Source organism: Janibacter sp. RAF52 (assembly GCF_052114035.1).
GTDB classification, from domain to species: Bacteria; Actinomycetota; Actinomycetes; order Actinomycetales; family Dermatophilaceae; genus Janibacter; species Janibacter hoylei.
On sequence record NZ_JBFRDY010000009.1, the window covers coordinates 1 to 14,531 of the forward strand.

At 71.5% G+C, this 14,531-nt stretch carries 14 protein-coding genes; 10 read left to right on the forward strand and 4 right to left on the reverse strand.

All coding sequences use genetic code 11. From position 1 onward, the window contains the following. Window positions 1-246: 246 nt before the first annotated feature. The 4 genes from ehuB to ehuA are packed head-to-tail and all read left to right on the forward strand — an operon-like array spanning window position 247 to window position 3,305. On the forward strand, window positions 247-1,131 hold the full coding sequence (gene ehuB / locus AB4Y78_RS11970; RefSeq protein ID WP_007929197.1) for an ectoine/hydroxyectoine ABC transporter substrate-binding protein EhuB: 885 nt from the start codon (window positions 247-249) through the stop codon (window positions 1,129-1,131). Then, on the forward strand, window positions 1,128-1,829 hold the full coding sequence (gene ehuC / locus AB4Y78_RS11975; RefSeq protein ID WP_265230713.1) for an ectoine/hydroxyectoine ABC transporter permease subunit EhuC: 702 nt from the start codon (window positions 1,128-1,130) through the stop codon (window positions 1,827-1,829). The genes ehuB and ehuC overlap by 4 nt, the downstream gene beginning before the upstream one ends. After that, window positions 1,829-2,512: an amino acid ABC transporter permease gene (locus tag AB4Y78_RS11980; RefSeq protein WP_238148197.1), complete on the forward strand. Its 684-nt coding sequence runs from the start codon at window positions 1,829-1,831 to the stop codon at window positions 2,510-2,512. The genes ehuC and AB4Y78_RS11980 overlap by 1 nt, the downstream gene beginning before the upstream one ends. 13 nt (window positions 2,513-2,525) lie before the next feature. Next, entirely contained in the window at window positions 2,526-3,305 is a 780-nt protein-coding gene (gene ehuA, locus AB4Y78_RS11985; RefSeq protein ID WP_007929201.1) for an ectoine/hydroxyectoine ABC transporter ATP-binding protein EhuA, read from the forward strand. Between the two features lie 37 nt (window positions 3,306-3,342). On the opposite strand, the gene AB4Y78_RS11990 is transcribed toward ehuA, so the two are convergent. Beyond that, a complete protein-coding gene (locus AB4Y78_RS11990) occupies window positions 3,343-4,980 on the reverse strand; it encodes a DNA repair helicase XPB (RefSeq protein ID WP_259910046.1) in 1,638 nt (545 codons plus the stop codon). Between the two features lie 2 nt (window positions 4,981-4,982). Beyond that, entirely contained in the window at window positions 4,983-5,306 is a 324-nt protein-coding gene (locus tag AB4Y78_RS11995; RefSeq protein ID WP_259910045.1) for a hypothetical protein, read from the reverse strand. A 66-nt stretch (window positions 5,307-5,372) separates the two neighbouring features. On the opposite strand from AB4Y78_RS11995, the gene AB4Y78_RS12000 reads away from it, so the two are divergent. After that, window positions 5,373-6,311, forward strand: a complete 939-nt coding sequence (locus AB4Y78_RS12000) for a hydroxymethylglutaryl-CoA lyase (RefSeq protein ID WP_441713891.1) — start codon at window positions 5,373-5,375, stop codon at window positions 6,309-6,311. Between the two features lie 30 nt (window positions 6,312-6,341). Here AB4Y78_RS12000 and AB4Y78_RS12005 read toward each other — a convergent pair whose 3' ends face one another. Further along, on the reverse strand, window positions 6,342-8,543 hold the full coding sequence (locus AB4Y78_RS12005) for a helicase-associated domain-containing protein (protein WP_441713892.1): 2,202 nt from the start codon (window positions 8,541-8,543) through the stop codon (window positions 6,342-6,344). 14 nt (window positions 8,544-8,557) lie between these two features. After that, on the reverse strand, window positions 8,558-9,868 hold the full coding sequence (locus AB4Y78_RS12010) for an MFS transporter (RefSeq protein WP_007929207.1): 1,311 nt from the start codon (window positions 9,866-9,868) through the stop codon (window positions 8,558-8,560). A 126-nt stretch (window positions 9,869-9,994) separates the two neighbouring features. Between AB4Y78_RS12010 and AB4Y78_RS12015 the strand changes: the two genes are divergently transcribed. The 5 genes from AB4Y78_RS12015 (at window position 9,995) to AB4Y78_RS12035 (ending at window position 14,514) form a co-directional block, all read left to right on the forward strand. Further along, window positions 9,995-10,390, forward strand: a complete 396-nt coding sequence (locus AB4Y78_RS12015) for a cold-shock protein (RefSeq protein WP_007929209.1) — start codon at window positions 9,995-9,997, stop codon at window positions 10,388-10,390. 1 nt (window position 10,391) lies between these two features. Then, the gene (locus AB4Y78_RS12020) at window positions 10,392-11,156 is read left to right on the forward strand and encodes a DUF3027 domain-containing protein (RefSeq protein WP_259910041.1); all 765 of its coding nucleotides are present in this window, start codon (window positions 10,392-10,394) and stop codon (window positions 11,154-11,156) included. Next, the gene (locus tag AB4Y78_RS12025) at window positions 11,153-12,634 is read left to right on the forward strand and encodes an NCS2 family permease (RefSeq protein ID WP_441713893.1); all 1,482 of its coding nucleotides are present in this window, start codon (window positions 11,153-11,155) and stop codon (window positions 12,632-12,634) included. The genes AB4Y78_RS12020 and AB4Y78_RS12025 overlap by 4 nt, the downstream gene beginning before the upstream one ends. A 162-nt stretch (window positions 12,635-12,796) precedes the next feature. After that, a complete protein-coding gene (locus AB4Y78_RS12030) occupies window positions 12,797-13,234 on the forward strand; it encodes a MarR family winged helix-turn-helix transcriptional regulator (protein ID WP_282070655.1) in 438 nt (145 codons plus the stop codon). Further along, complete coding sequence (locus tag AB4Y78_RS12035) at window positions 13,231-14,514, forward strand: MFS transporter (protein WP_441713894.1); 1,284 nt, start codon at window positions 13,231-13,233, stop codon at window positions 14,512-14,514. The genes AB4Y78_RS12030 and AB4Y78_RS12035 overlap by 4 nt, the downstream gene beginning before the upstream one ends. Window positions 14,515-14,531 lie beyond the last annotated feature (17 nt).

The window sequence follows — 14,531 nt, forward strand, 5'->3', positions numbered from 1 at the left end:
GCTGGAGTACGTCGCCCAAGAGCTCAACGCCAGACCACGAAAGACGCTCGACTGGGCAACCCCAGCCGAGCGTCTTCGTGATCTACTCCAGGAGGCCTAACCACCAGGGCCAAATCCACACGGTGTTGCGAGCACCCCATGAATCCGCCGGGCCCACGCCCCCCTTCGGCCGTGTCTTTTGGTCGGGTGGAGGTGATCGGAGGATCGGGACGGACCCGGGGAAGACCCTCCGACGGGGAGGAACTCGTGCGTCACACTCGAACTCTGGCCGGGACGGCCGCTCTCACCCTCGCCCTGGCCCTCGCGGCCTGCGGCGACTCCGGATCGGACAGCTCGTCCGGCGACAAGTTGGCCGAGCTGCAGGAGAAGGGGACGATCACCGTCGCCTTCGCCGGCGAGGAGCCCTACTCCTTCGAGGAGGACGGGGAGCTCACCGGCGCGACGATCGCCCTGCACAAGAAGGTCTTCAAGGAGATGGGCATCGACGAGGTCAAGGGCGTCAAGACCGAGTGGGGTGCCCTCATCCCCGGCCTGAAGGCCGGCCGCTACGACGCGATCTCGGCGGGCATGTCGATCCTGCCCGACCGGTGCAAGGAGGCAGACTTCGGCGACCCGGAGATCGTCTACACGACGGCGCTCATGGTGCCCGAGGGCAACCCCAAGAACCTCAAGACGCTCGACGACGTCAAGAAGTCCGGCGCAAAGCTCACCACCATGAGCGGTGCCATCGAGTCGGACTACGCCAAGGCGCTCGACATCAAGGCCACCCAGGTCAAGAGTCCGCAGGACGGCATGGAGGCGGTCACCCGGGGCCGCAGTGACGTCTTCGCCCTGACCGGCATCTCGCTGCGGACCATGGACGAGAAGAACCCCGACGCGAAGGTCGAGGTGACTGAACCCTTCGTCGCCGTCGTCGACGGCAAGGAGCAGGTCGGCGCCGGCGCCACGGTCTTCAAGAAGGGCGACGACACCCTCCGTGAGGCCTACAACAAGGAGCTGGCCAAGATCACCGGCGACGAGAAGGCCTACACGGACGTCATTGGCGAGTTCGGCTTCACGGACGCTGAGCGGCCCAAGGGCGACCTGACGACCGAGCAGCTCTGCAAGGGCGAGCTGCCGGACGCGGAGTGACCGACCGGATCGAGGACCTCCAGGACGCCCTGCCCAGGATCATCGAGGGCGTGCTGGTCACGCTCCAGCTGACCCTCGGCGGGGCCCTGGTGGCCTTCCTCGTGTCCGTCGTCCTCGGGCTGGTGAGCATCAGCCCGGTCGCTCCGCTGCGCTGGCTGGCCGCCGTCGTCGTCGAGTTCTTCCGCGGCACCTCGCTCGTCGTCCAGCTCTTCTGGCTGTACTACGTCATGCCGCTCTTCGGCGTGAGCATGGACGCCGTGCTCACCGGCGTCATCGCGCTCGGCCTCAACTACGGCGCCTACGGGGCGGAGATCGTGCGGGGCTCGATCAATGCCGTCGACCGCGGCCAGTGGGAGGGCGCCACCGCGCTCAACATGTCGCCCCTGACCCGCATGCGACGGATCATCTGGCCGCAGGCCTGGGTGCTCATGCTCTCGGGCTACAACAACCTGCTCGTCATGCTCATCAAGGGCACCGCCGTGGCGCTCTTCATCGGGCTGCAGGACCTCACCTACGAGATCGACGAGCTGCGCGCGTCGACCGGCGACACGATCCTCGCCTTCGGCGTCGGGCTCGTCATCTACTACCTCATCGCGCTCGTCTTCTCCCAGGCCCTGCGCCAGCTCGAGAAGCGAGCCCGTCGCCGCCTGGGCCTCCCGGTCCGCGGCGCACACGCCGGTGCGGGGGTGGCCCTGTGATGACATCTCCCACGATGGTCCCCGCCATCACCTTCGAGGAGTTCTGGAGCTGGGAGGCGGCCGCCGAGATGCTCCCGGAGCTGCTCTCGGCCTTCGTCCGAGCCACCCTGCTCATCACCGTGGTCGGCACCGCCGTCGCCGTCGTCGTCGGGCTGCTGCTCGCCGTCGCCACCCAGTCCCTCCCGCGGGCACTCGCGGCCGGACTGCGCTGGGTCATGGACGTCGTGCGCATGACCCCGCTCATCATCCAGCTGATGTTCGTCAGCTACCTCGTCCCGGTCAGCTGGGACCTGCTGTGGGTCGGCACAGCCGTCATCGGGCTGCACTACGCGACCTACATGGCCGAGTCGTACATCGCCGGCATCGCCTCCGTCGACAGGGGCCAGTGGGAGGCTGCGCGTGCGCTCAGCCTGCCGCTCGGTCGCACCTGGCGCGCGATCGTCCTGCCGCAAGCCCTGCGCGCGACCCTGCCCGCGCTCGGCAACTGGACGATCTCGATGTTCAAGGACACGCCCTATCTCTTCGCGATCTCCGTGCTCGAGATGGTCACCGTCGCCCAGCAGGCCGGCGACTCCACGTTCCGGTACAACGAGGCCTTCACCATCGCGGGCCTGATCTTCCTCGTCGCGAGCCTCGTCACCGCCTTCGCCGTCCGCAGATTGGAAAAAGCTCTTGTCTACTGACCAGACCGGGGGGATGCCCCCTTCGCCGGGCCAGCCCGTCATCCGCTTCGAGGACGTCGAGAAGTCCTTCGGTGACCACACCGTCCTGTCCGGGCTGAACTTCGACGTCGCCCAGGGCGAGCGGGTCACGCTCATCGGCCCGAGCGGGTCGGGCAAGACGACGATCCTCCGCCTCGTCATGACGCTCGAGGAGCTGACCGGTGGCTACATCTGGATCGACGGTCAGCCGCTGACCCACGACCGGCGCGACGGCCGACGGATCCGCCTGCGCGAGAAGGAGGTCGCCGCCACCCGCCGCAAGATCGGCATGGTCTTCCAGCACTTCAACCTCTTCCCCAACATGTCGGTCATCGACAACGTCACCGAGGCGCCCGTGCACGTCCTCGGGCGGAGCAAGGAGGAGGCGCGCGAGCGCGGTCTCGCCCTGCTCGACCAGGTGGGGCTCAAGGACCGTGCGGAGGAGCACCCCAGCCGCCTGTCGGGTGGGCAGAAGCAGCGGGTGGCGATTGCCAGGGCGCTCGCGATGGACCCCAAGATCCTGCTGCTCGACGAGGTGACGTCAGCGCTCGACCCCGAGCTCGTCGGCGATGTGCTGCAGGTCCTGCGCGACGTCGCCGACTCGACGGACATCTCGATGCTCATCGTCACGCACGAGATGACGTTCGCCCGCGACGTCTCGCACAAGGTGATGATGTTCGACGGCGGTCAGGTGCTCGAGCAGGGGCCACCGGACGAGGTCCTCGGCAACCCGACCCACGAGCGGACGAAGCGCTTCCTGACGTCGATCCTCTGACTCCGTCCACCCTGCGTTGCCGTCGGGCGATGCAGCCTCAGGCGAGGTCGTCGGCGTCGAGGATGCGGTAGGCGTAGCCCTGTTCGGCGAGGAAGCGCTGGCGGTGGGCGGCGAACTCCGCGTCGACCGTGTCGCGGGTGACGACGGTGTAGAAGTGCGCGGTGCGGCCGTCCCCCTTCGGGCGGAGGACCCGGCCGAGCCGCTGCGCCTCCTCCTGCCGGGAGCCGAAGGTGCCGCTCACCTGGATCGCGACGCTCGCCTCCGGCAGGTCGACCGAAAAATTGGCCACCTTGGAGACGACGAGGAGGCTGGAGCGCCCTTCGCGGAAGTCGGCGAAGAGCTCCTGCCGCTGCTTGACGGGCGTCTCGCCGGTGATGAGGTCGGCATCGAGCTGCTCCGACAGCTCGTGGAGCTGGTCGAGGTACTGCCCGATGATCAGGGTCGGCTCGCCGCGGTGCCGCTCGACGAGCTCGCGGACGACGCCGAGCTTGACCGGCGAGCACGAGGCGAGCCGGTACCGGTCGTCGGCCTCGGCGGTGGCGTAGGCCATCCGCTCGGCGTCGGTGAGCGTCACCCGGACCTCGACGCAGTCGGCGGGGGCAATGTAGCCCTGGGCCTCGATGTCCTTCCACGGCGCGTCGTAGCGCTTGGGCCCGATGAGGGAGAAGACGTCGGCCTCGCGGCCGTCCTCGCGCACGAGGGTGGCGGTGAGCCCGAGTCGCCGGCGCGCCTGCAGGTCGGCGGTCATCCGGAAGATCGGGGCGGGCAGCAGGTGCACCTCGTCGTAGACGACGAGCCCCCAGTCGCGGGCGTCGAGCAGGTCGAGGTGCGGGTATGCGCCCTTGCGCTTGAGCGTGAGCACCTGGTACGTCGCGATGGTGACGGGGCGGATCTCCTTGCGGGCACCCGAGTACTCGCCGATCTCGTCCTCGGTGAGCGTGGTGCGCTCGAGCAGCTCCTGCTTCCACTGGCGGGCGCTCACCGTGTTGGTCACGAGGATGAGGGTCGTCGCCTTGGCCGCGGCCATCGCCCCGGCGCCGACGAGCGTCTTGCCGGCGCCGCAGGGCAGGACGACGACGCCGGAGCCGCCGTCCCAGAAGCCGTCGACCGCCTGCTGCTGGTAGGGCCGCAGGGTCCACCCGTCCTCGGTCAGGGAGATGGGGTGCGCCTCGCCGTCGACATAGCCGGCACGGTCGTCGGCCGGCCAGCCCACCTTGAGCAGCTCCTGCTTGAGGGTGCCCCGCTCGGAGGGGTGGACGACGACCTCGTCGGGGGAGAGCTGCTCGCCGAGCAGCGGCCGGATCTTCTTGTGCCGCATGACCTCGGTGAGCACAGCCCGGTCGGTCGTGCGCAGCACGAGCTGGTCGCCGTCCTTGTCGAGCACGAGCCGCCCGTAGCGGTCCATCGTCTCGGCGACGTCGACGAGCAGTGCCTGCGGCACGGGGTAGCGCGAGTGCGTGATGAGGGCGTCGACGACCTGCTCGGCGTCGTGGCCGGCGGCGCGGGCATTCCACAGGCCGAGCGGGGTGACCCGGTAGGTGTGGATGTGCTCGGGGGCGCGCTCCAGCTCGGCGAAGGGGGCGATGGCCCGGCGTGCCTCCGCCGACCGCTCGTGGTCGACCTCGAGCAGCAGGGTCTTGTCGCTCTGGACGATGAGCGCCCCGTCGAGTGCCACGGTCAGCTCTCCATGACGGCGTAGACGAAGAAGCCGCCGATCACCAGGAGGGTGAGCAGGACGAGGGCGGCGAAGACGACCCACCCGATGCGGGTCATCCGGGCGGCCCCCTCCGGGTCGCTCGCGTGCTGGGTCACGCCGAGGATGCCGAAGACGAGGCTCGGGATGCCGATGTAGCAGCAGTACCCGCTGAGGAGCGCCAGCCCGCTGAAGACGATGAGCACGATCGCCGACGAGTTGGGCGGCTGGGGCGGCGGGTAGGGGTTCGGCGGAGGCGGCAGGGGTGCGTGACCCGGGACGTGATCCGGGTACGGGTCCGTGCTCACGGTGCCTCCTCCCTCGCCTGCACGGGCAGGCCACGGGCCCACGGTACGTGATGGGAGGATGACCTCATGAGTCGTGCACTGCCGCAGACCCAGCCGATGGCCGGTCTGCCCGACAAGGTCACCGTCTACGAGGTCGGCCCCCGGGACGGGCTGCAGAACGAGGCAGCGACCGTCCCCACGGCGACGAAGGCGGAGTTCATCCGCCGGATCATCGCGGCCGGCCTGCAGACCGTCGAGACCACGTCCTTCGTCTCGCCGCGCTGGGTTCCCCAGCTCGCCGACGCGACCGACCTGCTCGCCGACCTCGGCGAGGCGGGGCGGGGCCCGCTTCGTCCTGTGCTCGTGCCCAACGAGCGCGGCCTCGACCGGGCCCTCGAGGCGGGCGTCGGGGCGGTCGCGATCTTCGGCAGCGCGACGGAGACCTTCGCCCACAAGAACCTCGGGCGCTCGCGCGCGGAGTCGGTCGAGATGTTCAGCCCCGTCGTCAGGCGCGCGCAGGACGCCGGCCTGTGGGTGCGGGCCTACGTGTCGATGTGCTTCGGCGACCCGTGGGAGGGGCCGGTGCCCGTCGACCGGGTGGCGGATGCCTGTGCCGAGCTCATGGACCTCGGCTGCGACCAGCTCTCCATCGGCGACACGATCGGCACCGGCACGGCGGGTCACGTCGAGGCGCTGCTCGAGGCCCTCGGCCAGCGCGGCATCGGCGTGGACCGGATCGGCGTGCACTTCCACGACACCTACGGCCAGGCGCTGACCAACACGCTCACCGCGCTGCGCGCCGGCGTCACCGTCGTCGACGCCTCGACCGGTGGCCTCGGCGGCTGCCCCTACGCGAAGTCGGCCACCGGCAACCTCGCCACCGAGGACCTCGTGTGGCTGCTCGACGGCGCCGGCGTCGAGACGGGCATCGACCTCGACGCCCTCGTCGCGACGAGCGTGTGGATGGCCGAGCAGCTCGGCCGCCCGTCGCCCTCGCGGGTGGTCAAGGCCCTGTCCGGCGGGTGACCGGCCGCCGCCCCTGGCGAAGGGGGTGCCTCACCCGTCGATGACGACGCCCGTGATCCGGTGGAGGGAGAAGACCTGGTGCACGGCGTCGACCTCGCCACCGACGCGGCCTCCATCGATGCTCGTCGGGTGGAAGAGCAGGCGGCGGGTGGCGCCGACGGCATCGGTGACCCCGAGCCAGACGGGCAGGCGGTCGGCGGCGGCCTCGCGGAGCAGGGCCGCGCTGCTCGCCGGGTCGAGGGCGGGGATCACCGGCCCGTCGTCGTGCGGGAGGGCGCGCTGCCGGTCGGCGCGGGCCTCGCCCTCGCGCAGGCGACGGACGACCTCGTCGGAGGGCTCGGGCGCGACCTCGGTGACCGGGCGGGCTCGGCGCGGGGTGATGCGTGGAGCACCCGGTCGGCTCGAGACGATGCCTCCGGGGCCTTCGAGCGCGGGTGCGGACCCCACTTCGCGCAGCGCCTCGAGCAGGACCGTCGGCCCGACCGGGCTGACGAGCACGGTCGGGGCGAGCTGCCGCAGCTGCAGGTGGGAGAGCTCACGGTGGGTGAGCAGGGCCTCGAGGTGCGTGGGGTCGTCGCTGCGCAGGTAGCTGCCCGCGGCGCCGACGAGCAGCTGGCCGTGGCGTCGGGCGACGTCGCGCACGAGGTAGTCGAGGGGCTGCGGCACCGGCCCGGCGCTGTAGTGGCTGAGCGTGTCGAGCAGGTCGTCGGCGGTCCAGCCCGCGTCGAGCGCGGCCCGCAGCGAGGTCTCGGTGAAGCGGTGCACGCTCGCCCCACCCCGTGACTCGAGGGTCGCGCTGCGCCGCAGCAGGGCGGCGAGCTGGGGGACGGGTGTGCCGGGGACGATCGCGGTGAGGTCGGCCTGGAGCAGCAGCCGGTCGACGGGCTCCGGGACGAGCTCGGCCAGGTGCTGACCGGCCCGCGCGGCGTCGGTGGTGAGCAGCCGCCCGAAGGAGCCCAGGGCACCGCGCCCGGTCACCCCGAGCTGCTCGCCCTCGCGCAGCAGGGCGGCGACGGCCTCGTCGGCCCCGTGCGGCATGCGGCGTGGCCGACGGTGACGCAGGCGGCGCATCACCTCCTCGAGGTCGGGGGCGCTGCCCTCGGGCAGCGCGGCGAGGATGTCGAGCACCTCGTGGCGCAGCGCCCGGACGGGCGGCCAGACCATGCCCTCGGACAGGGCGTTGACCCGCCCGCCGTCCTCGGGGGCCGGGACGACGCTGGCCCGGAGCGAGTCGAGCCACGGCCCGGCCAGGGCCGCCCACCGGTCAGCGGTCGAGCGTGCCCGCCACTCGTCGACGACGCTCGTCAGCCGCCAGGTGGGCTCGAGGGCGTGGTCGTCGGCGAGCAGCTGGGCCCCGAGCGCCAGCTCGAGGAGGAAGGTCGTCGCCTGCTCGTCGAGGTCGACCCGACCGGCGAGCGATCGCAGGTCGCGCACGGCCATCCCGCCGCTGCGCAGCACCCGCGGGCTCGTCTCGTCGAGGTGCTCGAGCAGCTCGTCGACGAGCGCGACGAGCTCGGTCGCGGCGGCGGTCGCGGCCCGGTCGACGTCGTCGGGGGAGAGGGTGCGCGCGGTCGACGTCGTCTCGTCGAGGGGTGCGTCGACGAGACGGCCGCCGCGCACGACGAGGGCCACTTCGCGGGGCACGAGCACGTGCTCGGCGTCGGGCGCCGCGACGAGACCGGTGTCGACGAGCTCGGCCACGGCCCGGCCGGCGCGGCTCGCGGGGTCGGTGGGCACCGTCGCGGTCGGGCCGTGCAGGGCGACCCGCTCGAGGACCCGCCGCGCCTCGGGGGAGAGATCGGCCACCGCTCCCGCGAGGTCGTCGGGGAGGGCGTGGCCGAGGCTGCGGGCCGTCGGGCCCAGGCCTGCGGGGTGCGGGCCGAGCACGTCGACGACCGTGCGGGAGAGGGCGAGCCCGTCGGTGGACCGCCACAGCAGGGCGGCGGTGGTGAGGTGCTCGACGAAGGGGGCGGCGCCCCCTTCGTCCGTGCCGAGGAGGGGGGCGATGACCGCCGGGTCGGTGCTGCCCGTCACCGCGCAGGCCTGCAGGGCGGTGAGGTGCGGCAGGTCGAGGTGGTCGACGGCGCGGGCGGTGCTGGCCCGGGTGCTCGCCCGGGCCGCGAGGGCGGTCAGGTCGGCCGGCTGCGGCCGGGCCAGGTCCGGGCGCAGGTCGAGCAGGGCCACGAGCTCGACGTCGGAGCGGTGGCGGATGTCCTCGGCGAGTGATCGCACCGCCTCACGGTAGTTCAGCGGACGGGCTGCTCGTCGCCGGCGGTCACGAGGACGCCGTTGACCGCCGGGCTGATGATCCGCTCGAGCCGCAGCATGACCCACGCGGTGACGGCCAGGCCCCCGATGATGATGCCGATGAAGAGGCCCCCGAGGTCGCGGTCGAGCAGGAAGCCCGCGGCGAGCGGCCCGAGGACCCCGCCGCCCATGAAGGCGGTCGACTGGGCCGCGTTGACCCGCCCGCGCAGGTGGTCGGGCGCCATGTCGTTGGTGATCGCCGGCAGCGTCGGCTGGAGCAGGGTCTCGCCCAGCCCGAAGAGCGCCCCGAAGAGGACGACGAGCGCCGCCGCCGCGAGGGTGTCGGGCAGGAGGCCGCTCAGGCCCATCGCGCCCCAGGCACAGAGCCAGATGACGAGCATGAGCAGGCCGATGCGGGTGCGCCGGTGGCCCTCGATGCGGTGGAGCACCCAGAACTGCAGCAGGACGATCACCGCGGTGTTGCACGCGAAGAGCACGCCGATCGTCTCGGTGCCCACCTGCGAGATGGTCCGCGCGAAGGCGGGCACGCCGGCCTCGAACTGCCCGTAGCCGACGAAGCTCGTGAGGATCGCCAGGAGCAGCACCCACCGCATGCCGGGCAGCCGCAGGACCGTCGCGTAGGTGGCGGCGGACGAGCCGTCGCCCGGGTGCTCGGCGCGGGCGTGCACGTGCCGCAGCGGGCCGAGCAGCCAGATGCCCGGGATGAGCACGAGCACGGCGTCGAGGAGGAAGATCGCCTCGAAGGTCACCGGCCGGGCGACGTCGACGAAGGCGCCCGCGATGAGCCCGCCGACCCCGATGCCGAGGTTGAGCAGGGCGAAGTTGACCCCGAAGTACCGCTGCCGCAGCGGCCCGCGCACGAGCGCGGAGATGAAGGTGTTGGACGCCGACCAGCCGATGCTCTGCGAGAGCCCCATGAGCACGGCGCCGAGCACGGCCACGGGCAACGAGGTCGCGAAGGCCATCGCCACCGCACCGAGGCTCTGGGCGACCCCGGCGCTGATGAGCATCCACCGGGCGCCGAGCCGGTCGGTGAGGCTGCCCATCGGGCCCGCGGCGAGCGCCGCGACGAGGGCGAGCAGGGCCATGATCGTGCCCGCCGCGTCGAGGGAGAAGTGCCGCACCTCGTGCAGGTAGATCACGGTGAAGGGCAGAGTCATGCCCCGCCCGAGGTGCTGGAGCGCGACGGTGGAGAGGAGGAACCGCCCTTCGCGCGGCAGCGCCCGCCAGAAGCCGGCCAGACCCGGCCCGATCTCGTGGGCGGCGAGGTCCTTGGGCAGCGTGGTCACGAGGGGCAATGCTGCCCCAGACCGCCGACATCCCACCACCGGGTTTTGGCCCGCACGGGTTAGCCTTGTCGGTGGTGCACGGTCCCGTGCGCCCACACACTTTCGTATGCGAGCAAGAGGTGCACGGTGCCTACTGGCAAGGTCAAGTGGTACGACGCGGAGAAGGGTTTCGGCTTCATCTCCGGGGATGACGGCGCGGACATCTTCCTCCACGCCAACGCCCTGCCCGAGGGCACGACGACCCTCAAGGGCGGCACCCGCGTGGACTACGGCATCGTCGAGGGGCGCCGCGGCGCCCAGGCGCTGTCGGTCAAGGTCCTCGACGCGCCCCCGAGCGTCAGCTCCAACCTGCGCCAGCGCGACCGCAAGGGTGCCGAGGACATGGCCGCCATCGTCGAGGACGTCATCAAGCTCCTCGACAACGTCGGCAACGGCCTGCGTCGCGGGCGCTACCCCGACAAGGCGCAGGGCGCCAAGGTCGCGCAGGTCCTGCGCCGGGTCGCCGACGACCTGGAGGGCTGAGATGACCGAGACCACCACCCGGACCCGCAAGGCCCGGCCGAAGGCCGATGCCGTCCTCGCGGCTGCTGTCGAGCCGGCCCGCCGTGAGCTGCTCGAGGCGACGAAGGGGGAGGGCGTCGGCGAGCACGTCGGCTTCACCCTCGACGCCGAGCGGCTCGGCACCCACTGGTTCGCCGCGACCCTGCCCGGGTACGGCGGCTGGAACTGGGCCGTCACCGTCACCCGCGCCCCGCGCTCCAAGAGCGCGACCGTCTGCGAGTCGCAGCTGCTGCCCGGCGACGGCGCGATCCTCTCCCCGGAGTGGCTGCCGTGGGCCGAGCGCCTCGCGCCCGGCGACGTCGGCCCGGGGGACGTGACGCCCAAGGTCGACGACGACCCCAACCTCGAGGCCGGCTTCGAGGCCACGGGCGAGGAGGACGTCGACGCCGTCGCGCTGTGGGAGCTCGGCCTCGGCCGCCCCCGGGTGCTCTCCGCGGAGGGCCGCGACCGGGCCGCGCAGCGGTGGTACGACGGCAGCCACGGGCCGACCGCCGAGGTCGCCGTCAAGGCGCCGGCGCGGTGCGACGGCTGCGGTTACTTCCTGCCGATGGCGGGCGCGCTGCGCTCCGTCTTCGGCGTCTGCGCCAACGAGTGGAGCCCGAGCGACGGCACGGTCGTCAGCAGGGACCACGGCTGCGGCGCGCACTCGGAGGTCGACATGGACGCCCCCGAGCCGGAGAAAGTCGGGACACCGATCCTGGACGACGAGGTGCTGGAGACCCTGTGAGCACGCCTACTGCGCCCCCTGCGGAGGGCTCCGCGATCGAGCGGTACTTCAAGATCCACGAGCGTGGCTCGACGATCGGCCGGGAGGTCCGCGGTGGCTTCGCGACCTTCTTCACGATGGCCTACATCGTCGTCCTCAACCCGCTGATCATCGGGACCCAGGCCGACTCGACGGGCGGCTTCCTCGGTGGGGGCGACGAGCCCAACCTCGCGATGGTCGCGGCGTGCACCGCCCTCGTGGCGGGTGTCATGACGCTGCTCATGGGGGTCGTGGCCAACTACCCGCTGGCCCTCGCCGCGGGCTTGGGGCTCAACGCCTTCGTCGCCTTCGGCATCGCCAAGCTGCCGGAGATGACCTGGGCGGACGCGATGGGCCTCGTGGTCCTCGAGGGCCTGATCATCCTGCTGCTCGTGCTCACCGGCTTCCGCAAGGCGGTGCTGCACGCCGTGCCGGCGCCGCTCAAGACGGCCATCTCCGTCGGCATCGGCCTCTTCATCACCGTCGTCGGCCTCGTCGACGCCGGCTTCGTCCGCAAGGCCGAAGGGGGTCCCCTGGGTGAGCTGGGTGTCGGCGGCTTCCTCGCCGGCTGGCCGCTGCTCGTCTTCGTCATCGGCCTCTTCATCATCATCGCGCTGCACGTGCGCGGCGTGAAGGGCGCGATCCTCTACGGCATCCTCGGCACGACGATCCTCGCGATGGTCGTCGAGGCGGTCTTCAGCATCGGCTCGCAGACCAACGAGGCGGGTGAGCTGGTCAACCCGACCGGCTGGGGGCTCAACGTCCCGCAGGTGCCCGACTCCATCGCCGCCACGCCGCAGTTCGGCCTGCTCGGCGACTTCAACCTGCTGGGCTCCTTCGACAAGATCGGGCTCGTCTCGGCGGCGCTGCTCGTCTTCACGATCCTGCTCGCGGACTTCTTCGACACGATGGGCACGATGGTCGCCGTCGGCGCGGAGGGCGACCTGCTCGACGAGGAGGGCAACCCGCCGAACTCGCAGCGGATCCTCGTCGTCGACTCGCTCGCCGCCGCGGCCGGTGGTGCTGCTGCGGTCAGCTCCAACACGAGCTACATCGAGTCGGCCTCCGGTGTCGGCGAGGGGGCCCGCACCGGTCTGGCCTCGGTCGTCACGGGCGTGCTCTTCCTGCTCGCGACCTTCTTGTCGCCCCTCGTCGCAGTCGTGCCCTACGAGGCGGCCACCCCCGCGCTCGTGCTCGTCGGCTTCCTCATGATGCAGCAGGTCAAGGAGATCGATTGGGAGGACCTGGAGATCGCGATCCCGGCCTTCCTGACGATCGCCCTCATGCCCTTCACGTACTCGATCACCGCGGGCATCGGCGCCGGCTTCGTCAGCTACGTCTTCATCAAGGCGGTGCGTGGCCGCGCGGCGACGATCCACCCGCTCATGTGGCTCGTCGCTGGCCTCTTCGTCCTGTACTTCGGCATCGACCCCATCAAGGGGATCCTCGGCGTCGAGTGACGGGTCCCTCTCACTTCGCAGGACTTACCCCCGCTTCGCAAGAGTTCCAAACCCTTGCGAAGCGGGGGTTTTCCGGGTCACCCGAGAATCCCGGGGCACGTGGGAATAGTTAGCACAGGTAATGAGTTGTGCTAACGTGTTCTGGAGAGCGAAGGGAGATCCGTGTCCGGTGACGAGGTGGGCCACGAGGCCATCAGCAGCCTGAGCGAGGACCTGCGCCTCGCGTGCATGCGGATCAGTCGGCGGGTCCGCTTCGAGAGCACCGACGCCATTGCGCCGCACCAGTTCTCGGTCCTGTCGCGGCTCGAGGACGGGCCGCTCACCCCGCGCGCCCTGGCCGACGTCGAAAAGGTCTCGGCCCCGAGCATGACCCGCACGGTCGGCTGCCTCGCCGACGAAGGCCTCGTCGAGCGGCACGACGACCCGCAGGACGGGCGCCGGGTGCTCGTCGAGCTCACCGCCGAGGGGCGCGCCACGCTGACGCTCACCCGCCGCCGCCGCGACAAGTGGATGACCGAGCGGGTCGCCGAGCTCACCGGCGACGAGCAGGCGACCCTGCGGGCCGCCACCGACCTGCTGCAGCGGATCGCCGCCCGATGAGCCCCACCTTCGCCTCCCTCTCGATCCGCAACTACCGCATCTACGCGCTCGGCGCGATCGTCTCCAACGTCGGCACGTGGATGGGCCGCGTCGCCCAGGACTGGGTCGTGCTCACCGAGCTCACCGACCACTCCGCATCGGCGCTCGGCATCGTCACCGGCCTGCAGTTCCTGCCGATGCTGCTCCTCGCGCCGTGGACCGGCGCGGTCACCGACCGCTACCCCAAGCGGGCGCTGCTGCTGCTCACGCAGACCCTGCTCGCGCTGAGCGCGCTCATCGGTGGTGTCCTCGTCGTCACCGACAGCGCCCAGCTGTGGCACTTCTACGGCCTGGCCCTCATGACGGGCATCGCGACCGCCTTCGACAACCCGGCGCGGCAGACCTTCGTCTCCGAGATGGTGCCGCGCGAGCGCCTGGCCAACGCGGTGGCGCTCAACTCGGCCTCCTTCAACCTCGGTCGCCTCGTGGGCCCCGCCGTCGCGGGTCTCGTCATCGCCTGGGTGGGGTCGGGGCTGGCGCTGCTCGCCAACAGCCTGACCTTTGTCTCGGTGCTCGTCGCGCTGCTGCTCATGCGCGCGAGCGAGCTGACGCCGGCACCGCGCTCGACCGGTCGCGGCTCGGCCCTGGAGGGGCTGCGCTACGTGCGCGGCCGCCCCGACATCGTCCTCGTCATGGTGCTGATCTTCGTCCTCGGCACCTTCGGCATGAACTTCCAGATCACCATCGCGCTCATGGCCACCCAGGTCTTCGAGCGCGGCGCCGAGGACTACGGGCTGCTCGGCTCGATCATGGCGATCGGCTCGCTGAGCGCCGCCCTGCTCGCCGCGCGCCGCAGCGAGCCGCGGCTGAGGGTGCTGCTGCTCTCGCTCGTCGGCTTCACCTTCGCCGCGGGCTTCGCCGCCCTCGCGCCGACCTATGCCACCTTTGCCGTCGCACTCGCCGCGTGCGGCCTCACCGCCCTCACGACGATGACGACGGCCAATGCCATGGTCCAGATGCGCACCGACCCGGTGATGCGCGGCCGGGTCATGGCGCTCTACATGGCGATCTTCTTCGGCGGCACCCCCATCGGCGCGCCGCTCATCGGCTGGGTCGGTGACGTGCTCGGGCCCCGGTGGACGATCGGCATCGGGGCTGTCGCGGTCGGGATCACGCTCGTCGCGGTGTCCTTCTGGCTCGCGCGGCACGAGAATGTCGAGGTGACCTACCCCAGCCAGCGCCGCCCGCGCGTGCGCGTCTCCTCCGCGCCCACCCACGACGTCCCGCAGGCCGCCCGATGACGCCCCGGTTTCGGCGG

What these genes read in the sequence shown, in the direction of transcription:
- AB4Y78_RS12020 (WP_259910041.1), top strand. Translation starts at nt 10,392, where the DNA reads ATGACCGAGACCACCACCCGGACCCGCAAGGCCCGGCCGAAGGCCGAT.
- AB4Y78_RS12000 (WP_441713891.1), top strand. Translation starts at nt 5,373, where the DNA reads ATGAGTCGTGCACTGCCGCAGACCCAGCCGATGGCCGGTCTGCCCGAC.
- ehuA (WP_007929201.1), top strand. Translation starts at nt 2,526, where the DNA reads ATGCCCCCTTCGCCGGGCCAGCCCGTCATCCGCTTCGAGGACGTCGAG.
- AB4Y78_RS11980 (WP_238148197.1), top strand. Translation starts at nt 1,829, where the DNA reads ATGACATCTCCCACGATGGTCCCCGCCATCACCTTCGAGGAGTTCTGG.
- AB4Y78_RS12035 (WP_441713894.1), top strand. Translation starts at nt 13,231, where the DNA reads ATGAGCCCCACCTTCGCCTCCCTCTCGATCCGCAACTACCGCATCTAC.